Origin of the sequence: Labilibaculum euxinicum (genome assembly GCF_963678175.1) — a bacterium.
GTDB classification, from domain to species: Bacteria; Bacteroidota; Bacteroidia; order Bacteroidales; family Marinifilaceae; genus Labilibaculum; species Labilibaculum euxinus.
In genome coordinates this window covers 209665-234406 of record NZ_OY782756.1, presented here as the reverse complement: position 1 = coordinate 234406, position 24742 = coordinate 209665, and the positions used below count along the sequence as shown (strand labels likewise).

The 24742-nt window shown below is 38.3% G+C and carries 22 protein-coding genes; 15 read left to right on the top strand and 7 right to left on the bottom strand.

Annotation, left to right across the window (positions count from 1 at the left end):
• Positions 1 to 54 precede the first annotated feature (54 nt).
• A complete protein-coding gene (locus ACY0M5_RS01075) occupies positions 55 to 570 on the top strand; it encodes a GNAT family N-acetyltransferase (RefSeq protein WP_461630533.1) in 516 nt (171 codons plus the stop codon).
• A 9-nt stretch (positions 571 to 579) separates the two neighbouring features.
• Here the strand turns inward: ACY0M5_RS01075 and ACY0M5_RS01070 are convergent, their stop codons facing one another.
• The 5 genes from ACY0M5_RS01070 to ACY0M5_RS01050 are packed head-to-tail and all read right to left on the bottom strand — an operon-like array spanning position 580 to position 5723.
• Positions 580 to 1743 carry a hypothetical protein gene (locus ACY0M5_RS01070; RefSeq protein ID WP_461630532.1) on the bottom strand — a complete coding sequence of 388 codons (1164 nt, stop codon included), beginning with the start codon at positions 1741 to 1743 and terminating at the stop codon, positions 580 to 582.
• 17 nt (positions 1744 to 1760) lie between these two features.
• Positions 1761 to 2465, bottom strand: a complete 705-nt coding sequence (locus tag ACY0M5_RS01065) for an ABC transporter ATP-binding protein (protein WP_461630531.1) — start codon at positions 2463 to 2465, stop codon at positions 1761 to 1763.
• 33 nt (positions 2466 to 2498) lie between these two features.
• Positions 2499 to 3716, bottom strand: a complete 1218-nt coding sequence (locus ACY0M5_RS01060) for an ABC transporter permease (protein ID WP_461630530.1) — start codon at positions 3714 to 3716, stop codon at positions 2499 to 2501.
• A gap of 11 nt (positions 3717 to 3727) precedes the next feature.
• Positions 3728 to 4948 (bottom strand): ABC transporter permease, encoded by a 1221-nt coding sequence (locus ACY0M5_RS01055; protein WP_461630529.1) that lies wholly within the window; start codon positions 4946 to 4948, stop codon positions 3728 to 3730.
• A gap of 25 nt (positions 4949 to 4973) precedes the next feature.
• On the bottom strand, positions 4974 to 5723 hold the full coding sequence (locus ACY0M5_RS01050; RefSeq protein WP_461630528.1) for an outer membrane lipoprotein-sorting protein: 750 nt from the start codon (positions 5721 to 5723) through the stop codon (positions 4974 to 4976).
• A 510-nt stretch (positions 5724 to 6233) separates the two neighbouring features.
• Here ACY0M5_RS01050 and ACY0M5_RS01045 point away from each other — a divergent pair.
• Together ACY0M5_RS01045 and tnpA are read left to right on the top strand one after the other, a co-directional pair.
• On the top strand, positions 6234 to 6848 hold the full coding sequence (locus tag ACY0M5_RS01045; protein WP_461630527.1) for a GyrI-like domain-containing protein: 615 nt from the start codon (positions 6234 to 6236) through the stop codon (positions 6846 to 6848).
• Between the two features lie 428 nt (positions 6849 to 7276).
• Positions 7277 to 7735 carry an IS200/IS605 family transposase gene (gene tnpA, locus ACY0M5_RS01040; protein WP_461630526.1) on the top strand — a complete coding sequence of 153 codons (459 nt, stop codon included), beginning with the start codon at positions 7277 to 7279 and terminating at the stop codon, positions 7733 to 7735.
• A 1177-nt stretch (positions 7736 to 8912) separates the two neighbouring features.
• Here the strand turns inward: tnpA and ACY0M5_RS01035 are convergent.
• Complete coding sequence (locus tag ACY0M5_RS01035; protein WP_124993465.1) at positions 8913 to 9626, bottom strand: hypothetical protein; 714 nt, start codon at positions 9624 to 9626, stop codon at positions 8913 to 8915.
• 585 nt (positions 9627 to 10211) lie between these two features.
• Here ACY0M5_RS01035 and ACY0M5_RS01030 point away from each other — a divergent pair.
• From ACY0M5_RS01030 to ACY0M5_RS01000, 7 genes are all read left to right on the top strand, one after another.
• Entirely contained in the window at positions 10212 to 10787 is a 576-nt protein-coding gene (locus ACY0M5_RS01030; RefSeq protein WP_461630525.1) for a very short patch repair endonuclease, read from the top strand.
• A 358-nt stretch (positions 10788 to 11145) separates the two neighbouring features.
• Entirely contained in the window at positions 11146 to 11352 is a 207-nt protein-coding gene (locus ACY0M5_RS01025) for a helix-turn-helix domain-containing protein (RefSeq protein ID WP_461630524.1), read from the top strand.
• 6 nt (positions 11353 to 11358) lie between these two features.
• Positions 11359 to 12570, top strand: coding sequence for a DNA cytosine methyltransferase (locus tag ACY0M5_RS01020; protein ID WP_461630523.1), 1212 nt, complete (start codon positions 11359 to 11361; stop codon positions 12568 to 12570).
• Entirely contained in the window at positions 12563 to 15148 is a 2586-nt protein-coding gene (locus ACY0M5_RS01015; RefSeq protein WP_461630522.1) for an ATP-binding protein, read from the top strand. Before ACY0M5_RS01020 ends, ACY0M5_RS01015 begins: the two co-directional genes overlap by 8 nt.
• Before the next feature lie 2 nt (positions 15149 to 15150).
• Positions 15151 to 15831 (top strand): response regulator, encoded by a 681-nt coding sequence (locus ACY0M5_RS01010; RefSeq protein WP_461630521.1) that lies wholly within the window; start codon positions 15151 to 15153, stop codon positions 15829 to 15831.
• A gap of 2 nt (positions 15832 to 15833) precedes the next feature.
• Positions 15834 to 16493, top strand: a complete 660-nt coding sequence (locus tag ACY0M5_RS01005) for a hypothetical protein (protein WP_461630520.1) — start codon at positions 15834 to 15836, stop codon at positions 16491 to 16493.
• Between the two features lie 861 nt (positions 16494 to 17354).
• Complete coding sequence (locus ACY0M5_RS01000; RefSeq protein WP_461630519.1) at positions 17355 to 18104, top strand: hypothetical protein; 750 nt, start codon at positions 17355 to 17357, stop codon at positions 18102 to 18104.
• 183 nt (positions 18105 to 18287) lie between these two features.
• Here the strand turns inward: ACY0M5_RS01000 and ACY0M5_RS00995 are convergent, their stop codons facing one another.
• The gene (locus ACY0M5_RS00995) at positions 18288 to 18746 is read right to left on the bottom strand and encodes an Lrp/AsnC family transcriptional regulator (RefSeq protein WP_124993459.1); all 459 of its coding nucleotides are present in this window, start codon (positions 18744 to 18746) and stop codon (positions 18288 to 18290) included.
• Between the two features lie 327 nt (positions 18747 to 19073).
• Between ACY0M5_RS00995 and ACY0M5_RS00990 the strand changes: the two genes are divergently transcribed.
• The 5 genes from ACY0M5_RS00990 (at position 19074) to ACY0M5_RS00970 (ending at position 24470) form a co-directional block, all read left to right on the top strand.
• On the top strand, positions 19074 to 19616 hold the full coding sequence (locus tag ACY0M5_RS00990; RefSeq protein WP_461630518.1) for a 2-oxoacid:acceptor oxidoreductase family protein: 543 nt from the start codon (positions 19074 to 19076) through the stop codon (positions 19614 to 19616).
• Between the two features lie 268 nt (positions 19617 to 19884).
• Positions 19885 to 20178, top strand: coding sequence for a 4Fe-4S binding protein (locus ACY0M5_RS00985; protein ID WP_124993457.1), 294 nt, complete (start codon positions 19885 to 19887; stop codon positions 20176 to 20178).
• Positions 20179 to 20446: 268 nt separating this feature from the next.
• Positions 20447 to 21637: a hypothetical protein gene (locus ACY0M5_RS00980; RefSeq protein WP_461630517.1), complete on the top strand. Its 1191-nt coding sequence runs from the start codon at positions 20447 to 20449 to the stop codon at positions 21635 to 21637.
• The gene (locus ACY0M5_RS00975; protein WP_461630516.1) at positions 21630 to 22538 is read left to right on the top strand and encodes a thiamine pyrophosphate-dependent enzyme; all 909 of its coding nucleotides are present in this window, start codon (positions 21630 to 21632) and stop codon (positions 22536 to 22538) included. Before ACY0M5_RS00980 ends, ACY0M5_RS00975 begins: the two co-directional genes overlap by 8 nt.
• A 714-nt stretch (positions 22539 to 23252) precedes the next feature.
• Positions 23253 to 24470 carry an aminotransferase-like domain-containing protein gene (locus ACY0M5_RS00970; RefSeq protein WP_461630515.1) on the top strand — a complete coding sequence of 406 codons (1218 nt, stop codon included), beginning with the start codon at positions 23253 to 23255 and terminating at the stop codon, positions 24468 to 24470.
• Positions 24471 to 24742 lie beyond the last annotated feature (272 nt).

Below are 24742 nucleotides of genomic sequence, written 5' to 3'. Positions count from 1 at the left end.
TATAAAGCTTATTAATTATCTCCGATTTTAGGTGGAGCTTTTAAAGAAAAATAAATGATCAAACTAAAACCACTCACCCCTGAAAATCTTCCTTCGTTCTGCAAATGGATTAAAGATGAGGAAGCAATCATTTACTCCTTGTCAATATTTCAGGCGATGAAAACCGACCAACAGATTGAAGATTGGTATGCACAGGCCATTAGTGATAAAAGGAACAGCAATCACGGAATTTTTGTGGATGGTGTTTTTGTTGGTTACGCAGGCATCAGTGGCATTTCAACGATTAATAAATCGGGAGAATATTTTATTTTTATTGGTGATAAGGATTATTGGGGAAAGGGAATTGGTACCCAAGTCACTCGAAAGATTGTGAAAATGGGTTTTGAAGAATTGGGATTGAACCGCATCATGTTAAGCGTATCGGTTCCTAATGTTGGGGGAGTAAAAGCTTATGAGCGGGCAGGTTTTGTTTTGGAAGGTCGTTACAGGGAAGCTGCACTTCGAAATGGAGAATACCATGACAAATTGGTAATGTCGGTACTGAAATCGGAATGGAAGGATTGGAAATAACAAATCCCTTTAAAAACTCCATCGTAATCTTCCAAAAGCTACTTGTCCAATATCTCCAAATTCACTGCCATTTTTACCAAAAAACAATTGAGTGGTCAGCATTAGTTCAATGTTTTCGCTAAGAGAATAGCTAAACGAAGGATTGAGGTAACAGGAATGATCCGAAGGGTTGAAAATTGTTGAAAAGCTGGCATTAAATAAGGGAGTAATTGGATAAGCCAGCTGTCCAAATACCGAATATTTAGCCCGGGAAAGCATTTTCGCTGACAAGTTTTGATCAAAAAGAACATTTGAACCGACCGCATTTTTTGTGCTTCCCTTGCTGTTGAATAAACCTTCAATTGATAGGCTAAGGCTATTTTTAAGGGTATAATCGTAGGATAATGAAGCAACCGTTGCTTCTTTGGAGTTATTATTGGTTGAACGCGGGCGAAAGTAAGATATTTCACCTCTGAAACCGCCACCTATTATATCTCCTGACCATCCGCCGCCTGCCATATAGTCATCGCCAACCCAACCAGATAACAATTGAAAATCGTAATTCCATTTCGAGAATCGGTACATGGCGGCTAAGGCCATTTCACTGGAATGGTCTGCCATTTTAAATACCAGTTCCATCGAAGAAGTAACGCCCAGGTAATGTCTGATATTGACGGCATCGCTGCCCGGACGTTCTTCATAGTCAAAATCGAAATAAGAGAAGCTGTTGAAAACATCATTGGGATTCCAAACCTTGCTGATTCCCCAATTGATTCTCTGACGGCCAATACGAAACTGCCAATCGCCTTCGGTGCAATCCAAATAAGCCCTGTCTACTATCGAATGCAAAAACCATTTGTCCGAATAAGCACTTATCCACGATAAATCCATGTATCCATTGTCAACATCTGCAGTAGCCCGGTAATTGGGAATTTCACTTACCATATTTCCCATGATCAAGCGATTTCGCATTCCCATTGAAAAGCTAATCTTCTCGTTAGCGTACCAATTGAAATTTAACCGGTTGTGAATGGTGTTCAAATGATAATTTGGCAACTCAGACCCAATAGGAGGCTGTTCCGGGTGATAAAACATGTACAGATCTTTCACATATCCATCTAGATTCCACTTCCGTTCTTGAGAATAGGAAAGAATTGGAAGAAAAAGAAGTAGGATAAGAACAGTTTTTTTCATTTCAAAGAGTGCTGTTTTTATGAATCAGAGCCTGTTCCTTTTTTGCGTTCGTCACTAATAATTTTTCCATCTTCAAGAGTGATTACCCGACGAGCCTTGTTCACAACTCTTTGGTCGTGAGTTGAAAAAATAAATGTGATGTGCTCTTTTTTATTCAGGTCTTCCATGATCTCCAATAGATTCTCGGTCGATTTTGAATCCAGGTTTGCAGTTGGTTCATCAGCCAAAACAAATTTGGGTTTCGATGCCAAAGCTCTTGCCACAGCCACACGTTGCTGCTGTCCGCCGGAAAGCTTACTCGGGCGACTGTTTTCGCGACCCTTTAGTCCTACGGCATCTAATAATTCCATGGTTCTTTTTTCGCATTCTTTCTTTGGTCGATTTTGCAAATGCATAATGAATTCCACATTCTCCTTAGCCGTTAAAACCGGAATCAGGTTGTACGATTGAAAAACAAAACCAATGTTCTGCATCCTGAATTGAATCAAATCAGAAGATTTTAACTCACTTAAATCGGTATTGTCGATCAGTATTTTACCATCAGTAGGTTCATCAAGACCACCCAGCATGTTTAGCAAGGTCGATTTCCCTGAGCCGGAAGGTCCTACAATGGCCGCAAATTCGCCCTCTTTAAAATTTAAACTTACGTTGTTTACGGCATGCACATTTACTTCCGATTCGTTGTATATTTTATGAAGGTTTGTAATTTCTATGATATTCATTTCTTTGTTCTTTTAAGGTGGATATTAACCCGGTTACTCAGTTCTTATCGCTTCAGCGGGATTGTATTTTAAAGCTTTTCGTGCAGGATAAACAGAGGCAGCAATTCCGGTAATTAGTACCAGTATGGCAATAGTAACCAGCGTTTCCAATTCAACCACCGGATATATATGTGAACTGTATCCCATATCTTCGAGGCCGGCTGCATAATCCGACAGATCAATTCCTTTTTCCATTGTGGCGTATGTGGCCCCCAAGCCAAGAAGAATGCCCGTAAAGCCTCCTGTAAAGGTAAGCAGAACGGTTTCCAGCATCAGCATGCCAAAAATCCGGGCCTTACTCATTCCTATTGCCATTAGCATTCCCAATTCTTTTATGCGTTCAAGAATTACCATGAGCATGGTGTTTACAATTCCAAATCCCAGAGCCAATAGTATGATGATGACAAAAATATAGGTATACAGATTCCCAATTTCATTGATATAACCCAATTCGGGCATGGATTCTTTCCAGGTCTGAACCAACAAATTTTTGTGCTTGTTCTTTAGCAGCAGGCTCTGTTGATCGATCAGTTCCGTATCATCCAAATGCACCAGTATTTCGTGCGACACACTACTCTCAAGATCCAAGAGCCGGGCCAAGTCGGTTTTGCGTACAAACACATTGGTTTCTTCGAACATACCGCTGGTAATATCGAATATGCCGCAGACTCTAAAAGCTCCTCCGGTAATATTTCCCGATGCATCCTGAACGGTAATTACCACCTTCGATCTCATTTTCACCTTCAATTTTTGGGCTAGTTTGGCTCCAATCAGAATCGGATTTCTCTTCACCCCTTCGAAGTATTTTCCTTCGGATAATTTAGAGTGCAAATTGGTAACGGTTTTTTCCTTTTCCGGGTTGATTCCAATGATTTTAACACCCGTTCCTGTTTCGGCCGAGGCAAGCATCGATTGAATCACAATTCTTGGACTGATTCCGTTAATGTGATCCAATTTGGAAATTTCATTCACTAACGATTCGCTGTTCGGAATGGACTCTTTCAAATCGTAATTCTCTCCAAATTTTGCTTGTTGAATTCGTATGTGCGAAGCCTCGGTTTCAACCCCTGCTTCCAGTCGCTGATTCATCCACCCTTTGGTAAAAGTGGTGGTAAATACACCTGCCGACATGCCAACACTTATTGCAGCAATAATAATTCCTGAACGAAGCGGACTGCGCCATATATTTCTCCATGCTACTGATCTGATCATATCTTTTTCTTTTAAGCTTTTAAGGCTTTAATTACTTTAAACCGGAATATCGAAATTACCGGGTAAATGGCAATTATGAGAGTAATAACAGATACACTAATGGCCTGCTGACTAAATACCTGCCACGCGGTGGAGAAAAACATGTAGGGCTCAAAACCGAACTCTTCCATTAGTTGAGCTGCCTGTCCGGTAAGAGGTATCGGGTTGGCACTTTGCAGGAGCAGCAAAGGATAGCTGACCAGCAAACCCGAGAGGATGCCTAGCAAACCAATAAAAAGAGTCTCGAAAAAAATGACACTTGCCAATTTACCTTTGCGCATGCCAATGGCAACCATAACACCAAATTCGCGTCTTCTTTCCATAATCATCATCATGATAGTACCCAATATTCCAAATGCGATTACGATGTAAAGAATGGCTTTCATGATGATACCGCCGGCACGATCACTTTCAATTTGTTGTACTACTTCAGGTTGCATTTCTTCCCAACTCATAATGGAGTAGGGCGCTTTCATTTTCTTTTTCAGATCATGAAAAGCACGTTTCATTACATCATTGTCGGCCACATTAATTACCAGCGAAGTCAAGCGGTTTTCAGCACTAAAAAATTCCTGACATTTCGCCAGACTCATGTACACAATGGTTTTATTCAGCTCGGGCGATACATGTTTAATAATGCCTCGAATCGGGAATTTTTCTGCGGCACTCACTCCGTGATATCCCTGACTGATTATCACCAAAGTATCGTTTACACCTAGCTGTAAATACTTCGCCAAACCAGCACCCATCAATACTCCCTCATCTTCTGCTTCCAGATATTTTCCTGACCTTACTTTGTCGGCAATTTTGGTCAGCTGATTTTCGCCCAAGGGATCAATACCAAAAATCATGGCCCCCTTGGTTAACTCTTTTGATGAGGCCAGACCAAATGATTCCAGACGTGGAAAAACAAATTCAACATCTTTGTTGGCGAGTAATTCGTCTGCCAATTCCTGATTGTATTCGAAGGAGTTGTTAATGCTTTTGTTTTCCCAATAATCCTCATGATGCACCTGCATGTATCCCGAGTAAAATTTCACCACAATATCAACCATTTTCGTGTACGAACCCTCTTGCATGGAGGTCATATAGGCCGATAGCATAACCCCGAAAAAGATAGAGGCTACAGTAATTAAGGTTCTCCTTCTGTTTCGCCAAAGATTTCGCCAGGCTAGTTTAATATTCGTATTCATATTTAAATGTATATGCAGTTCGGAACTACCTGATTCGTTTCATATTTTGAATGGAGAAAAACGATTCCTTCAGTGGAATATCAAATTCGGTTTCGCCATAAATCAGAATGGTTTTCTGATCCTCCTCATCGGCAGGAATCATCTCCAAACGGGTAGGCATTTCCCGGTCATCAACCATTTTGATATCCGACAACACCTCATATTTCATCAGATAACCATCTTCGTCGTAATACTCGGCACGCAGCCAGTGTTTCTCTTTTTTACTGATCCACATGTAAATTTTACCCCAAACAACCGGAGCATCTTCAGTAGGAATCAATTCAATTTTATAACAGTCGTATCCCTGCAGCGGCTCTTCGGCCACCAGTTTGTGAGTATAATCTTTTGCCAGCGACGATTCTTTTACCAAATCGTCGTTGGTAAAGTCCGATCCCATCCACGATTGCATCATCATCGAAGGTGGAATTTTTACCATTCGTTCAATGCTGGGAATCCAGTTCCACATTTCATTGCCGCGTTTCAGAAACACCTGTCCTTTTTCCTTGGCAGGAGATACGATGTACATTAGAGAATAGTCATTGCCAATGCTCCAGGCTTTCATGGTAATGGTTCGCGACCACGATTTTCTTTCAATGGTCATGCTAAAGATGCTTTTGCTCGATGTACCTCTCATTTTTTCATCGGCCTCCTGCACCCATTTTTTCACATCCAATTCCTGGGTAAATCCCGAAAAGGATAACAAAGCAAGAAGGATTGATATTGCTGTTTTATACATGCCTGTTGATTTGTATTTAAAATTAGATTGAAAACATGATAATTGATTGACTGCTTGACTAATAAACCTAAGGAGAAATACGATAAAAACAAAAAAAAATATACCGCCCCAGCTAAAGCAGGTGACAATTGATGCGTCTTGCTTACCCCAGCTAAAGCAGGGGATAAGTGATCTTATTTTATGCAGTTATTTATTCTTTACCTTTGGCTTTAGCCAGAAGATTTTTTTTGATTGCTTCAGCTAAAGGAGAGGGAATAAAAATATTTCAAGCTGAGGATTATGAATAAGCATATTTTAAGCAATAGATAATTATACATTCCCTCACATTTTCTACCTTGTTGCATCAGAGCAAGTGCATTTCGAAAACGAAGAGCATCTCTAAGCTAAAATGATTCATATGAAACGAGCCATGAGAAGATTTTTCTCACACACAAGGATGACTAAGTTGGCGAGTTCTCCCGAAACAAGTTCGGGACAGGCTATGTGGCAATAAAAAACAAATTTAGATACATGAAAAAGGTTGATTTAAAGAAAAAATACAAGCCATTTTATTCCGAGAGGAAAGGCAGTATGTCGATAGTTGAAGTTCCGGAATTTAAGTACTTGCAATGCAGCGGACAGGGAAATCCAAATACTTCGGCTGATTATCAGAATGCAATTGAGGCTTTGTATGCCTTATCGTACAAAATTAAATTTGCCATACGGGAAAGTAAAGATGTGGATTATGGGGTAATGCCCTTGGAATGTTTGTGGTGGATGGATGATATGAACGAATTTTCGAGAGACAGGATTGATGAATGGAAATGGTCGGCCATGATTATGCAGCCCAATTTTATCACCAAAGAGATTGTGGAGGCTGCCTGCCAAGAGGTCAGCAAAAAGAAGGAACTTCCCTATTTGGACAAGATCGAATTGGTCGATTTCTGCGACGGCCTGTCTGCGCAGATCATGCACATAGGTTCTTATGCCAATGAGGCCCCAAGCATTGATAAACTGCACAAATACATTGCCGGTAATGGCTTCGAACGACATGGAAAACACCGCGAAATTTACCTGAACGATCCCCGAAGAACCGCCCCCGAAAACCTAAAAACAATCATTCGCCAGCCCATTGTGAAATTGTAATTGATATTGCCCCAGCTAAAGCAGGGGACAAATGATGAATCCAGATCTTCTGCAAATTCATCCTCTGCCTTTGGTTTTAGCCAGAGGATTTTGAATCATGCTTGCTTACCCCATCTAAAGCAGGGGATAATTGATGAATCCTGATCATTTGTAAATTCATTCTTTGCCTTTGGCTTTAGCTAGAGGATTTTGAATCATGTTTGCTTACCCCATCTAAAGCAGGGAATAATTGATGAATCCAGATCATTTGTAAATTCATTCTTTGCCTTTGGCTTCAGCCAGAGGATTTGTAAGAATCGGATTCTTTGTTTTCATCTAAAGGAGGATTTTGAAGAAGCCCATCATTTGATTTCATCCAAAAGATTTTGAAAAATTGTTTTGTTCAATAAAAAGGTGTAATTTTTTTGTTCAAAAAAAACATAAAATTTATGCCACACGTCAGAGTGTATATTCATTTTGTATGGAGTACAAAATATCGCGAACCATTTCTAAAATCAAGTTTGATAAGAAAAAAAGTTTGGAAACACATCAAGGAAAATGCGGAAGAGAAAGGTATTCATATCGATTTTATAAATGGATATCATGATCATTGCCATTGTTTGGTGGCTCTTCAGGCAAACCAGACCATAAGTCAGCTGATGCAACTGATTAAGGGCGAATCGTCCTTTTGGATCAATAAAAATAAATTGTGCCAAGATAATTTCGAGTGGCAGAACGATTATTATGCTGTATCGGTGAGTAAATCGGCTCTGCAGCAAGTCCGCAATTACATCAAAAATCAAGAATCTCATCATCAATATAAATCATTTGAACAGGAAGAAGAGGAGATGATTGAGAAATATGGATTTATAAAAATAGTCTCGCCAGCTAAAGCAGGGGACAATTGATGAATCCTGATCATCTGTAAATTCATCCTTTGCCTTTGGCTTTAGCCAGAGGATTTTGAATCATGTTTGCTTACCCTAGCTAAAGCAGGGGACAAATGATGAATCCTGATCATCTGCAAATTCATCCTTTTGTCTTTGTCTTTAGCCAGAGGATTTTGAATCATGTTTGCTTGCCCCAGCTAAAGTAGGGGACAAATGATAAATCCTGATCATCTGCAAATTCATCCTTTGCCTTTGGCTTCATCCAGAGGATTTTGAATCATGCTTGATTGCCCCAGCTAAAGCAGGGGACAATTGATAAATCCTGATCATCTGTAAATTCATTCTTTGCTTTTGGCTTCATCCAGTGGATTTTGAATCATGCTTGATTGCCCCAGCTAAAGCAGGGGATAGTTGATGAATTCAGATCATCTTGTAAATTCATTCTTTGCCTTTGGCTTTAGCCAGAGGATTTTGAATCATGCTTGATTGTCCCGGCTAAAGCAGGGGACAAATGATGAATCAAGATCATTTGAAATTCATTCTCTGCCTTTGGCTTCATCCAGAGGATTTTGAATCATGCTTGCTTGCCCCAGCTAAAGCAGGGGACAAATGATAAATCCTGATCATCTGCAAATTCATTCTTTGCCTTTGGCTTCATCCAGAGGATTTTGAATCATGCTTGATTGCCCCAGCTAAAGCAGGGGACAAATGATAAATCCTGATCATTTGTAAATTCATCCTTTGCCTTTGGCTTTAGCCAGAGGATTTTGAATCATGTTTGCTTGCCCCAGCTAAAGCAGGGGACAAATGATAAATCCTGATCATCTGCAAATTCATCCTTTGCCTTTGTCTTTAGCCAGAGGATTTTGAATCATGCTTGCTTGCCCCAGCTAAAGCAGGGGATAGTTGATGAATTCAGATCATCTTGTAAATTCATCCTTTTGTCTTTGTCTTTAGCCAGAGGATTTTGAATCATGTTTGCTTACCCCAGCTAAAGCAGGGGATAGTTGATGAATTCAGATCATCTTGTAAATTCATCCTTTGCCTTTGACTTTAGCCAGAGGATTTTGAAGAAGTCCATCATTTGATTTCATTCAAATGATATTGAAATCATATTCATGATCAAAAAAATCCCCCAAACACAAAGGTCTGGGGGATGAGAAATGAGATGTTTATTGATTGAAAAAAATGATTTTTAGTTTTCTGCCACTATTATTTCCTGTTCATCTTTAGTTTCTTCGTTTGGTTTGCTGTTGCTGGCAGCAGGAAACTTGAACCATTTTAAAGTTTCCTCGTTGTCTTCGTATAAAATGCGCGCCGCTTTAAAGTAAACAGCCATTTTCTCATACAAACTATTCAGTTTAAGCATCCGGTTGTCGGTTGCACGGCTACGATCCATAATACAGTCCGATTGCAAAATCATATTCGCCTTAAGGCTGTCGCGGTGAGCCAATATTTTACTAAAGCTTTCATCTGTCCATCCTAATTTTAGTAAGGGTTCCGCATTACGGACCGAAACCATATGAAGATCGGTTAAAAACATATACATGTTCTTTCCGCTTTTTCGGGCCTCTTCGTAGTCGTTAAAGCCAAACTGATCCCACATTTTTTTATCGTTGGGAAATGCCATTTGGATATCGAATTTGCATCGCTGAAAAAATTTACAGCAAGCATCCAGATCGAGCTTTACATTTTCGGTTGCCTTTGCCTGTATGTCTACATAAGCATTATCGGAAGTGATGTTGCAGGCTTCATCGTAAACAGCCTTTAGGTCGGTCAGCCCCTCAGGAGTAAAAATGGGCGAAAAATTGATAAAATCATTGTGTTTTTCTTCGATTAGTTTAATTCTCGGACCCGAGAAACTGATAAAATTGGCATCTGTGCCATAATAGGATCTTGATTGCGTCATATCAATTGTTTTTTAAATTTTAAAATAAACAGTATGAAAATTACTAGATATTGATGCGAAAAGCAAGAGGAAAGAATTAAATAATTAAGTTTACATGCATGCAGACAGGTGAAACGCCCTAAAACAAAGAGAAAGTAATCATATTGTTTTTATTTATGAATATTTTATTTTCATAAGTAATCATCGGTTTAAAAATGTAAAGCTTCTGCATGTACATTTTTAAAGGGTATTTTGCAAGGATGTTTAAATATTTCTCGAAATTATTCCTGAAGAATTCAAAAGCAGGTTTGGCAGTGAGGTAGTTTGCTTTTAAAAGCTGTTTTCACTTCTGTTTCAATAAATTATGTTGTTTTACATAGTCGTTTTGGTTGTATTAAATCATTTATGTTTCATTGTTATTTAGTTTGAATTGTTATCGAACAAGTCTGAAGTGTTCCGGCATAAGTCTGAAGTATTCCGCCCTAAGTCTGAAGTGTTCCGGCATAAGTCTGAAGCATTCCGGCATAAGTCTGAAGCGTTCCGCCGTAAGTTTGAAGTGTTCCGCCACAAGTTTGAAGCGTTCCGCCCTAAGTTTATACTTGTGCGATGCCCGACAATCCGAAACTGATTCCTCAAACAGATAAACCTAAAACGGCAAGTAAGAAAGTGGGGAGGAGGAAACAAAAAGGTGTGCTCACAAGCAACACACATTTACCACCAGATGACAGGATTTTTGTAAATTGCGAAGGGGCCAATAAGAATTTTATGACCGACACACATTCCAAAGAAACACGATCTTACAACATGTCCCGAATAAAAGGGAAGAACACCAAACCCGAGTTGGTGGTACGAAAGTTTTTGTTTGCCAACGGATTTCGCTACCGCCTGCACGCAAAGAACCTGCCGGGCAAGCCGGACATTGTGCTGCCCAAATACAAAACGGTAATCTTTGTAAACGGATGCTTTTGGCACGGACACCAAAACTGTAAATACTTTGTGCCGCCCAAAACACGAACCGAGTGGTGGCTGCAAAAAATCACCAACACCCAAAACCGCGACCGGCAGGCTCAAACCGAACTCCAAAGCTTGGGCTGGCGCGTAATCACCATTTGGGAGTGCGAACTAAAACCGAAAAAGGTGGAGGAGAGGCTTAAGAATCTTATTTTATCAATCAAAGAATAAATTTGCAGAAAATGTGTTTTTTCTAATTTGTAAATACAAATAGATGGCGGAAAACGATGACCGACATGCATTCCAAAGAAATACGATCCTAACAATATGTTCCGAATAAAAAGAGAAGCGTTTGCCTTTTAGCAATCCTTTGGTAGAAATCGATTAATCTTTTACTAATAAATAACAATCTGATATTTTCAATGATTAATGAGTGTGGTATATTGTAATACAATACATTTACATATGGTGTTATGATATTTTACGAAACATAAAAATGAAGTACTTTCGAATAGGAAATAAATACCATTAAAATACAGTAGTAATATATACTATTTGACCTTATAAAAAAACCATGAAAGTTTAATCCATGGATGACATGAATAGAATAAAAGAAGTGTTAAAGGAGCAAGGTAGAACGCAAACTTGGCTTGCAGAGAAGATCGAAAAAAGCTACGTAATTGTTACCAATTATTGTAATAACAACGCACAACCAAGTATTGAAGTTCTAAGGAAAATAGCTCAGGTACTTGATGTAGATGTAAGAATCTTACTTACCCCAACAAAAGAAAACTAACAATCGATGACTAAAAATCATTCATATATAGATTTATTTTCAGGTTGTGGAGGACTCTCACTAGGATTACACAATGCTGGATGGAAAGGCATATTCGCAATTGAAAAGAGCATAGATGCTTTCAAAACACTCGAATACAATTTAATAAAGAAGAAAAAACACTTTGATTGGCCAAATTGGCTAGATCAAAAAAATCATGAAATAAATGAGGTAATTGCTCGGCATTCACAAGAACTAATTAACCTAAGAGGTACGGTGGATATGGTAGCAGGTGGACCTCCTTGCCAAGGTTTCTCAATGGCAGGCAGAAGAGTTGAAACGGACTCCCGAAATGATTTAGTTAATTCGTACGTGAAATTTATAGATCTGGTAAGACCTAAAATTATTTTCTTTGAAAATGTAAAAGGTTTTACTATGGGATTTAAAAATAACAAAAAAAGAGGTAAAGCCTACTCCCAACATGTTGTAGAAGAACTTGAATCTTTAGGTTATACAGTAAAAGGTCAATTAATTAACTTCTCTGAATATGGTATTCCACAAAAAAGGACTCGGTTTATTTTAGTGGGTATCCAAAATGAATTAATACTTAGTAAACCAGAAATAAATAAAGAAACGTTCTTTGAAAACATCAAAGAAAATAGACAAGCGTTCCTTAAAGAGTCAAAGTTAAAGGCTAATCCAACATTAGAAGATGCAATATCTGACCTATTACAGTCTAATGGGACAGTGGATTCAGAAACGCCAAACTTTAAAGCGGGTATTTACGGTGGTGTTTCATCAGATTATCAAAAATATGCAAGACGCAATAAGAAAATTGACAGTAAAATAGATAGCCATAGGTATGTTAAACATACCAAACCAATTGTAGATAGATTTAAAATTGCCTTAGAAAAGGGACTTACTAGTGCTGAATATCGTGAACTATTCAAATTGAAAAAAAGTAGCACAAAAATATTAGTAGCTGACAAACCAACACCGACTATTACAACACTACCAGATGATTATATTCATTATTGTGAACCAAGAATAATGACTGTTAGAGAGTATGCAAGAATACAATCATTCCCGGATTGGTACGAATTTAAAGGAAAATATACGACTGGAGGAATAAGACGTACTCAAGAAGTTCCTCGATATTCACAGATAGGAAATGCAATTCCTCCATTATTTAGCGAGCAAGCAGGTTTAATTTTAACAAAAATACTAGGTCATGTCTAATACTTTAGAATTTAAAATTAGTTCAGGACTAAAAGATATTATTGGTAAAGATCTTATTACGGATGATTTTATTGCAGTCTTCGAATTGGTAAAGAATTCCTACGATGCACATGCAAAAAATGTAACTATCACTTTTGACGAAGATAAAATTATCATTGCCGATGATGGCAAGGGAATGTCATTAGACGCTTTAAAAAATAAATGGTTATTTGTAGCATACTCAGCAAAGAAAGATGATTCGGAGGATATAGGCTTTAAGCAGGTACTCAACAATGGAAACAGACGACATTATGCTGGATCTAAAGGAGTAGGTCGATTCTCATGTGATAAATTGGGAAGTAAACTAAAACTAACTACTCAAGTAATCAATTCTGACATCAATGATCAGTTAATTATAGACTGGTCAGCTTTTGATGATCAAAATAATGAATTTAAAACTGTAAAAGTTATACATCATTCAAACAAGGATTACCATGTTAAATTTCCTAATAGATCAAAACATGGCACTATTTTAGAAATTTCAGAAGTAAAATACTGGGACAGGAAAAAGATCATAGAGTTGAAGCATTCATTAGAGAAATTAATTAATCCATTCGGGGAATCAGATGGATTTAATATAAATATCTACTGTGAACGTGAAAAACGTGAAGACTTATATGGTTCTTATAAGACAAAAAAAGAAAATAGAAAAGGACAAAAATATATAGACAGAGATAAGGTTAATGGACCAGTTAAAAATGCTATTCTAGATATTTTAGATTTAAAAACGACTCAAATTGGGGTTTCCATTTTAGATGGTGAAATTACAACTCAGTTAGTTGATCGTGGTGATTTAATTTATCATATAAAGGAAAAAGATGATAGCTTTAAACATATAGATGATGCTCAGATTGAATTATTCTTTCTTAACCGTTCTGCAAAAATGAACTTTAAAAAAGAAATGGGGATGGAGCCGGTGAATTTTGGTTCTGTATTTCTATTTAAGAATGGTTTTAGAGTTCAGCCATTTGGTGAGCAAGGCGATGATAGTTGGGGTATAGATTATAGATCACAGCAAGGATATAATCGTTTTTTAAGTACGAGAGATCTTTTTGGGAGGGTTGAAATTCTTACGGATAAATCTGAGCAATTTAAGGAAGTATCCAGTAGAGATGGTGGTTTGATTCAAACAGAAGGTTATCATGAGTTAATAGAGTTTTTTGGAATAGCTCAAAGAAGACTTGAGCGATATGTGGCAGGAGTACTCTGGGGAGAAGCATTTAAGCGTAAAAAATATTTCGGAGATAGCGAAGATGGCAAAATAAAAGCACAGAATTTCAGAGACTCGTTATCAGGTGATAAAGATTCTGATAATAATAATATTATTAGAACCAACTTAGGTAGTAAAATTGATTTTATTCAATTAATCAAAAGTCTTACAAATAATGATAAGGTTAAGATCATAAATTATAATAAAGAATTAGTTGATTTGGTTAATGCCAAACTGGATGATCTTCAACCAAAGTTCATAACTGACCTAGAGAAGATTGCTGATAAAACAGAAGATGAAAACTTAAAACTCCATGTAGCTAAAGCCGAGCAACGATATGAACAACTTCAAAAGCAAAAAGAAGAAGCTGATAAGAAATTAATCGAAGAAGAAATAAAGAGAAAGAACGCAGAGGAAGAAATTAAGTTAGCTGAAAAAGCAAAGGAAGAAGCGGAGATTAAAGCAAAGGAAGCGGTCGAAAAGAAAAGGTTAGCAGAATTAGCGACTCTTCGAAAAGAAAAGGAAAGAGCTCTAGAAGAGGTTGCTAAATTGAAAGCAGAGAAAAGAGCAAAAGAGGAGATTGAGAGAAGAACTAAAGAGGAGGAGGCAAAAAAGAAAGCTCAAGATAAGCTGGAAATAGAGGAATCTAAAAATAAATATCTGTTATCCGAGAGGAAACTAACAGATTCAGATGTTGCTCAAATTGGTCATACAATTAAGTTATCCTCAAATGATATAAATGCTTCAATACAGGCATTAATCAGAAAAATACGAGAAGATCAATTAACAAATAAAGAACTTCTCGCAGAGTTGATCGATATAAAGAGAAGTAGTGAAAATGTTTTAAAATACAGTGAGTTTATTACTAAATCTGGGTTTAAAAACAATGACGCTGTTCAGTTAATTGATATTCCAATTTACATGAATGAATATGTTAATCTTGGTAAAAGGATACATCGAGATAGAATAAATTTCATCTTCTCTAATCTTGTTGAATTCAAGGCGAAAATTAGCGTATTAAATCTTGAAATTGTAATTGACAACTTGATTTCGAATTCAGATAAATCTGGGGCTGATAAAATTGAATTCAAATTCTCTAAAATAAAAGAATGCTTACAGATTGATATTATGGATAATGGTGATGGTTTGCTTGACATTTATAAAAATGAACCTGAAATTCTTTTTGATTTAGGAGTTACAAGTACAAATGGTTCAGGCATTGGTTTAGCATATGCAAAAGATCTAATGCGAGAAATGTATGGTGATATTAAATATATAGGGCAAGGTTTAGATAATAAAGGAGCAAACTTTAGATTAATTTTCAATTAAAGATGGAATCAAAATATTTTATTGTAATTGATGACAAAGACCAGAATAAAGTGATTAATGAAGGTATCATTGAAAAAATAAGAAGAGATATCCCTTCAATTGAATATGGCTTTATAAATCTAGGTCTTCGTGAATTTCAAACTAAAGAACATTTGATTGATATCGATAAGGTTCTTGAGAGATTTGTTCAACTAACAGATCAAAAACACATTGACTTAATCGCCTGTGATTATGAATTTGAAGGGGAAAAAATTAATGGCCTAGATATCATTCATTCAATTCGAACTTTAAATAAGAAAGTTCCAATCATGCTTTACTCAGGTAAACAAGATGACGTTTTAAAGCCGATATTTCAAAAATACGAAAAGAATAAAAAACCATTAGAGGTATTCGAAGACATCAAGGTTTTATTACAAAATAACTTTGATGATTTTGTTGATAGACCAAACTACCCTAATGAAATAATTCGACAAATTAGAAGTTCTAAAGGCGATCTCAATTTAACTTTATTAAAGAAATTGAAAGAACAAGAAAACTTAATTTTCAAATCTTTATTTCCAAAATTTGAAGGTCAAACTTTAAAACAAATATCGAATCAGGTACAGAAAAAAACTATTGATGGTATTGAATTCTCTGAGGAACTATTAGAACAAGTTATTTCATATCTAATTAAAATGAATTAAATATGATTACCTGTATATATCCTTTTGATAGCACAACATCCTTTTTAGACGGAGTCGAAAATTTCCTTGTAGAAAGTCTTAAAGACAAAATAAAAATAATACGTCCTGCAATTAATGAAGAAGCACACCTAAAGGTAGTATATGATTTAGCCAAGTTACCTAATAAAAGTGTAGTTATTTTTATGGGCCATGGTTGTAATCTTGGTTTTCATGGTTCTACTGATGGCACAGAAGACAACAATTTTGATTTTTTTATAAATTCTACAAATATTAATACATTAAAACATCTTACTATTATTGCTTTCGCTTGCAAATCAGAAAGTTTTCTCAAAAAAATTGGAGAATCACGAGGATTGGTTAGTTATTTAGGATTTGGTGATTTACCAACTTCAAAAGAAGAGCTCAAAGAACATATAACAAACGATATTGAGGACAATATATTAGAAAAACTATTAAAAGAATATATAAACTGCATATTAACCGCATTTAAATACGGTATGTCTAATTATATAAACTTAAGTAGGCTTTATTTTGATTTAAAATTAATCTTAAATAAAAGATCTTCGGATATTATTATAAATAACAAGGATACAATAGAGTATCGTCAATTAGCAAATCTTATTTTTAAAACTAAAAACAAAATTAGATATAAGGTTTCTTAATGGTGAGACCAAGAAAATAATAATGTAGAAATAATATATTAAACCTCCTAAGCTTTTGTTTTGGAGGTTTTGTAATTTAAATTGCTTGTTGGAATTAATAAGGACTTAGCAATCTTAAATCTGCGAAAATTTATTTTGTAGAACAAAGGAACAATTATATCATTCAATGATTTTTTTGGATAATAAGTGAAAAGTAGAATCATATTTAAATCACGATAGAATTATCTATGAATGCGCCACTCACAGTGAGGTTTTCCTTTCCCATCCATTGCCCCGGGTTTCAACCCGGGGTTTTTTGTAAGCAATGGCAATCCCATTTGTTTCATGTGCCTTTTGCACACCATCAATTATTTCCAAATAGTCCGCAAATTGTTGTCATCATCAAACAATTATTTTATTGAATTTGAAAATCAGGGACACCTGAAAACAAACGGCCACGACATGTCGTGCCCCTACGGTTTCCGTGAACCAATTATTTGTGTGGGTTTGTTGTATTGTGTATGGCAGGGACATCGCCATGGCGTGTCCGTTTAAATGACCATTCACCGAATTCCAATCAATTATTTCCAAACAATCCGCAAATTGTTACCATCATCAAACAATTATTTTATTGAATTTGAAAATCAGGGACACCTGAAATAAAAGGCCGCGCCATGTCGTGCCCCTGCGGTTTCCGTGAACCAATTATTTGTGTGGTTTTACGTTTTATTGTGCATGGCAGGGACATGGCGTGTCCGTTTTAATGACCATTCACCGAATCCCAATCAATTATTTCCAAACAATCCGCAAATTGTTGCCATCATCAAACAAATATTTTATTGAATTGGAAATATATGGAACCTGAAAATAGACGGCCACGACATGTCGTGCCCCTACGGTTTTCGTGAACCAATGTTGGTTGAAATAACCCATTCATTGCCCCGGGTTTTAATCCGGGGATTGTTGCAGGCAATGGCAATTCCATTTGCAGGAGGTTTTAAATTTGATTATTGCGTTGTTGGCAGATTTGTTGTAACTTCTTGTTTATCAAAAAAAAACATACAAACAATGAAAGAAAAAGACATTGATTATCAGAATTTGTCATTAGACGAACTAGAGACCGAATTGGCCAATGAATTCGAACAAATTTCTTCCGAAGGCAGTTTGTTTTCGGTGGAAGAAGAATCTCTTATTACCCCATCTTTTAATGCTATTTTTCCTGAAAACCTATTACAGCCAAAGCTTGGATCATCTGCTTTTACTTTGGGGGTGATGCCGGATCATATGGATAGTTTTGATTTGGGACGATTGAGTAAAGAGCAGGAATTTCAGCAGCTCAGGAAGATTCCTCACATCGTTCTGCCTGTTCAATTTGAAAATGTACGTGAGAAAATCAGAAACATTTCTTTTTGGTTACTCAGAGAGCTGAAACCTCATTTTAAGGATCATCCAAAAATTGAAGCCTTTTGCGATGAACCAAGCAAAGAAGCTATAAAGGAAGTAGCTCCTGAATTATTGCGCCTGTTAAGAACAAATGTGATTAATAAACTCCCTATTCCTTTCACCATTAAATTTTGTTGTTATTTGCTTTTATTAATACTACAGGGAGCAATTGAATGGCAGACCATTTAAAAAGGAAGATGCGATGAAAAACCACATGATGATGTGGTTTTTTTTATTGTCTTTGTTTGTATCCTTTGTTTTTGTGGGTCTAAGCTAAAACAGGGGATAAATGCTTCCATTACAAGCCATGTTCATTTATTCATTGCCTTTGGTTTCAACCCAAAGAATGTAAAGAGAAAGAGGGAACAAAGCCTACAAATCGTAGCCCAGTTTATCGGCCGAAGAAATCACGAAAGTACTGTTGAAACGGCTGATGTGTTCAAATTTCGATAGTTTCTCCTGAATAAAAAACTGGAAGGCCTTCATGTCTTTCACCATTAGTTTAAGCAAGGCATCATAGTTTCCCGAGGTGTAGTAAAACTCCATCACTTCGGGCAGTGCCAACACTTCCGCCTCAAATTTATCCACCACATCGCGGGTGTGCTTGGTAAGTAAAATAGAGATGAAAACCATCATGCTCCGGTCTATTTTATCGGGGTCGAGACGGGCTACATAACCTTTAATAATACCGCTTCGTTCCAGCTTTTTTACCCTTTCGTACACAGGCGTATTGCTTAGATGCAGTTTTTCTGCAAGTTCCTTGGTGGTGATGCGGCAATCCTGCTGCAGCAGTTGTAAAATTTTACGATCGGTTCTGTCCAGTTTATCCATGAGAAGAAAATTTTTCTACTAATATCAGTATAATGCCTGATGCAAAGATATAAATTCTTTCATATTCTGTTTGTGTAGATCAGTTTACTGTATTTATTCTCTGTGCTAGTAAATATTTCCTGCAAACCATACATTTACAAAGTATTTTAACAGAAAACAGATACGGATTTTCACAAAAATCACAACACACAACAACAAACACAATATGGCTCCGATTTGCGTCGGAGCCAAAGACTTACAAACAACAAAAGAGTTTGCCGAAGCGGTTAATGTTCAGATTGCTTACTGCAGGGGACTAACTACTAACTACTAATTACTATAAAAAACATGAAAGAAATCAGATGGCATGGAAGAGGAGGACAAGGTGGTTTTACCGCTTCCCGTTTGCTGGGCATTGCTGCCAGTGTTCACGGAGGCAAGCATGCTTTGGCATTTCCATCTTTCGGTCCTGAAAGAAGAGGTGCTCCGGTTTTGGCTTTCACCAAAATCGACGATACCAAAATTCACGATCGCAGCGAAGTGCAAAACAGCGATTACGTGGTGGTCATGGATGAGACGTTGATCACTCCCGGTTTCGAAAAGGGAATCAGACCAGGTGCCACCATTTTGGTGAATACCGAAAAGATAGAAGTGTACCAAAAGGCATTGCCGGCTTTCCAACTAATTGGCATTGACGCATCAAGTTTAGTCATGGAGATATTGGGCCGGCCCATTACTAACACCGCCATGTACGGCGCATTGGCTGCCACATCGGGATTGGTAAGTCTGGAAGCGGCCCTTGCCAGTATCCGAACCGAGATGAAGCCAAAATTGGCCGAATTGAATGTGAAGATTGTAGAACGGGCCTTCAAACTAATTAATAATTACTAATTGAAACAAGGTTACCCCATCCCGAAATTCGGGACGAAGGACAGAGGGGTGTTTTTATTTCGACAACAAAAACAACTAACAATACAACTGAGGGCCTCACTTCAAGTGAGACTCTCAGTAATAAGCTGAATTTTCACCCTTTCGCCTGTCGGCACTTCCCCTTAAAAAGGAAAGAATTTGAAATTACGTATTCTCCCTTTCGGGAGCGAAGGACAGAGGGGTATTATTGAAGATGCTAATTCATAATTTTTAATTCATAATTGAAACAATGAACCGTCCAAAAAAACAGGAATTTACATTTCCTACACATATAGATGAATATCCTACCGGCCCGCAGTACAAGGCTGGTTTTCTGCCGGAGACGAATGCAGGCTGGAGATCAGTCCGTCCGCTTGTCGATCACGAAGCATGTGTTTTCTGTTTGCGCTGCTACCTGCTTTGTCCGGATGGCACCATCCTAAAAGAAAACGGCAAAATCGAATTCGACATGGATTATTGCAAAGGCTGTGGTGTTTGTGCCTACGAATGCCCAAAAGATGCCATTAAAATGGTGAAAGAGTAGGGACATGCCATGGCGTGTCCTAAACAAAAATTAAGATTTGTTAAAATGCACGCTTTCGCCTGTCGGCACTTGGTTCACATTCAATTATTTTTTCAAATGTGTTCACGATCTCTGCTTCGCTCCGATTCCCTTAAAAGGGAAAGAATTTGAAATTACGTATTCTCCCTTTCAGGGGATCCCGAAAGCTTTCGGGAGCGAAGGACAGGGGGTATTAGCTTTCCAATTAAATATCAACAGTAGAATAAACTGGATAAGAAATTTAAGAACAATGAAAACAAATAAAATATTCATATCAGGTGATGAGGCAGTGGCTCAGGGCGTAAAGTTATGCCGTCCGCATGTAATTGCTGCCTATCCAATCACCCCGCAAACCATCACCGTTGAGCGGCTGTCAGAAATGGTAGAAGCCGGCGAAATGGAAGGAATTTACATGCACGTTGAGTCGGAGCATTCGGCAATATCAGCAACCATGGGAGCCAGCGCTGTTGGAGCCAGAACATTTACTGCATCATCATCGCAGGGTTTGTTGTACATGGCCGAAGGATTGCATTACTGCAGCGGTGGACGTTGGCCGGTAGTAATGATGAACGCCAACCGTTCGGTGGCTTTGCCCTGGAGTATCTACGGCGATCAGCGCGATTCACTGTCATTGTTGGATTGCGGATGGATTCAGGTTTATGTGGAAGATGCACAGGAGGCTTTGGACATGATGATTCAGGCTTACAAAATTGCTGAGCACAAAGATGTACTGACTCCGATGATGGTGAATTTGGATGGTTTTATTCTGACTCACACTTACGAGTTGGTTGATGTCCCGGAGCAAAAAATGGTGGATGAATTTCTTCCTGTTTTCGAGACACCCAACAAAATGTCTTTCGAAGAGCCTAAAAATTTAGGATTCAGCTCTAAGCCCGATGACAATACCGAATTCAAGTATCAGCAAAACGAAGCCATGTTTAAGGCCATTGATGTAATTCGCGATGTAGATCAGGAATTTGCAGAAAAATTTGGTCGTAAGTACTACGATATGGTGGAAGAATATCAGTGCGAAGATGCCGAAGTGGTATTGGTAGCCCTGGGAAGTGTTTGCGGAACCATTCGTGTGGTGGTGGATAAGATGCGTGCCGAAGGCAAAAAGGTTGGTTTGCTGAAGATTCGTTACATGCGTCCCTTCCCCGAAACAGAGGTGAAAGATTTGGCCCGTCGCGTAAATGCAATCGGCGTCATCGATAAAGATATTTCATTCGGATACGAGGGAACAGTTTATACCAATGTGAACTCGGCGATTTCAAAAATCGACAAGTACGTGTACAAGAGCAATTTTGTAGGTGGTTTGGGTGGAAGAGATATCACCAAATCTGAGATTGAAGAAATGTTCGATAAGCTGTTCTTTGGAGTGGCCAATAAGAGTGAAGAAAAAGTAGAATTTTTTAGCCTAAATGTAGAAACCAATGACTAATCCAGTAGATATCCCAAAAGTGAATGCGAAAAACATGACCGAGAAGGAATTTTTCTATGGTCATAAGGCTTGCGCCGGATGTGGCGGAAGTGTTGCCGTTCGTTTGGCACTAAAAGTTTTGGGTGAACGCACCTATACAGCATTACCAGCCGGATGCATGTCGGCGGTAGGATTTATTTATCCGCAAATGGCATTCAATACCAATGCCTTGATTACCACATTTCCGGGTGCTGCAAGTATGGCATCAGGAATTGCTGCCGGAGCCAAGGCTTTGGGGCAAAAAGATGTGAAAACAGTTGTGTTTGCCGGCGATGGTGGAACTGCTGATATCGGATTTCAGGCTCTTTCGGGAATGATTGATCGGAACGATGATGTTTTGTACATCTGCTACGACAACGAAGCTTATATGAACACCGGTATTCAGAAAAGCGGCCTGACTCCTTACGGAACAAAAACTACTACAACGCCTGCCGGGGAGAATCTGCCGGGAACTATTACTCACAAAAAGAATCTATTTGAGATTATTGCTGCGCATGATATTGCCTACGCTGCAACTGCCAGTATTGGTTATCCTCAGGATTTTCTGAATAAGGTGAACAAAGCCAAGCATACCAAAGGGGCAACTTTTATTCACGTGTATGCATCCTGTCCTACAGGTTGGGGAACACCCACCGAAACATCTATCGAAATTGCAAAAGAAGCTGTAGACTGTGGTCTGATTTTCTTAGCAGAATATGAGGATGGTGAATACAAATTGAACCGCAACCCGAAAGAATTTGCTTCAGTGAAAGATTATTTGAAAAAGCAGGGTCGTTTCAAGCACATGAATGATGCGGATATTAAATGCGTAACAGAAAACCGCGACAAGAAATGGGCACGCATGCGCAAGAATTGGTTGTAAAAAATATAGCTCATCCTAGCCTTCTCTCAAGGAGAAGGAATAAGATTACAATTCAAGATGAGGTGATTTTCTCTCCCTTTCAGGGGATCCCGAAATTCGGGACGAAGGACAGAGGGGTGTTTTTATCCCGATACAAGAAAAAACAACTAAGGTAAAACTGAGGGCCTCACTTTAAGTGAGACTCTCAGTAATAAGATTCCAGAATTGGAATAGGATGATGAATTTAAGTTTCTCCCTTTCAGGGGATCCCGAAATTTGGGACGAAGGACAGAGTGGTGTTTTTATCCCGGTACAAGAAAAAACACTAAGGTAAAATTGAGGGCCTCACTTAAAGTGAGACTCTCAGTAATAAGATTCCAGAATTGGAATAGGGTTTAAGAAATTGAAATTCTCCCTTCTTGAGGGGCTCCCGAAATTCGGGAGGAAGGACAGAGGGGTGTTTTTATCCCGGTACAAGAAAAAACAACTAAGGCAAAACTGAGGGCCTCACTTTAAGTGAGACTCTCAGTAATAAGATTCCAGAATTGGAATAGGGTTTAAGAAATTGAAATTCTCCCTTCTTGAGGGGCTCCCGAAATTCGGGACGAAGGACAGAGGGGTGTTTTTATCCCGGTACAGAAAAAACAACTAAGGCAAAACTGAGGGCTTCACTTTAAGTGAGACTCTCAGTAATATGCAAAGCAAAAACAACAAACAGAACTAAAATAAACAATCATGATCAGCGATTTAAAAGGAACCTTTTCTCAAATCAGCAATAACAACAAACGATCAGCCATTCGTGAGATTTTGAAATTGACACAAAATCCGGAAATTATCTCTTTTGCAGGCGGATTGCCGGCAGCAGAATCTTTTCCTGTTGATGCATTGGACAGCATTGTTTCGACTATGTTACGCGAAGAAGGAGCTGCCGTGTTGCAGTACGATGCTACCGAAGGCGTTACTGAGCTAAGAGAATTGCTTTTAAAAAAGTATCAGGATGAAGGTGTAGAATGTTCTTTGGATAATATGATTATTACCACCGGATCGCAGCAAGGACTGGATCTGGTAGGAAAAGTTTTTGTGAACCAAGGTGATGTTGTGATCTGTGGTCTGCCTTCTTACTTGGGCGGGATTGGTGCATTTCAGGCTTACGGCGCAAAAATGGCAGGTGTGCCAATGGATGAGCATGGCATGAGTGCCGAACTTCTCGAAGCCAAACTGGAAGAACTAAAGCAGCAGGGTATCAAGCCAAAGTTTATTTATGTAATTCCTGATTTCCAAAATCCAACAGGAATTACCATGCCCGAATCGCGCCGTTTGGAGATTATTGCATTGGCTCATCAATACGATGTGCTGATTGTAGAAGATTGTCCGTACCGCGAAGTACGGTTCGAGGGGAAACATCAACGTTTAATGTATGACTTGGACAATGATGATCATGTGTTGACTTTGGGAACATTCTCAAAAATATTTGCACCGGGATTTCGTATTGGATGGGTTTTAGGACCAAAAGATGTGAATGAGAAAATTGTGATTGCCAAGCAATCAGCAGATTTGTGTACACCAACTTTCGTACAGAAAATTGCCATTGGCTACATGAAATCGGGTTTGTTCGAAACCAACCTGCAGAAAACGATCGATCTGTATCATCAGCGCAGGGATGTGATGCTGGAGCAGTTGGAAAAATACATGCCCGAAGGTGTGAAGTGGACGCGTCCGGAAGGAGGCATGTTCCTGTTCATTACTTTGCCGGAACATATGGAAGCTTTGGATCTTTTCCACAAAGCCATAGAGAAAAAGGTAGCCTTTGTTGCCGGAAATGTATTCTATTGCGATGGTGGCGGACACAATACCATGCGCCTAAATTTCTCATACGTGAACAACGAAAAAGCCATTGAAGGTGTAAAACGTTTGGCGGAGATTGTGAAAGCAGAAATGTTGGTTGAGGCCTAATATAATTTGAATGTATTGTGTAGGGACACGACATGTCGTGTCCGTTTTGTTTGTCGATATGATTGGTTTATACGATTGAATTTGAATTAACATCGTCATGACCCTACGTTTTTCGACAAAATAATAATTGAATTGCCTGAAGGGCATATATAAAATAGCACGGGGCAACGCCCCGGGATGGTTTCGATAATGGAAATCCGTCGCGACTGATTGGTTGATAGGAGGAAGAATATTGTTCCGCGACGAAAAGTATCAGGTTCAATTTGCAGCAA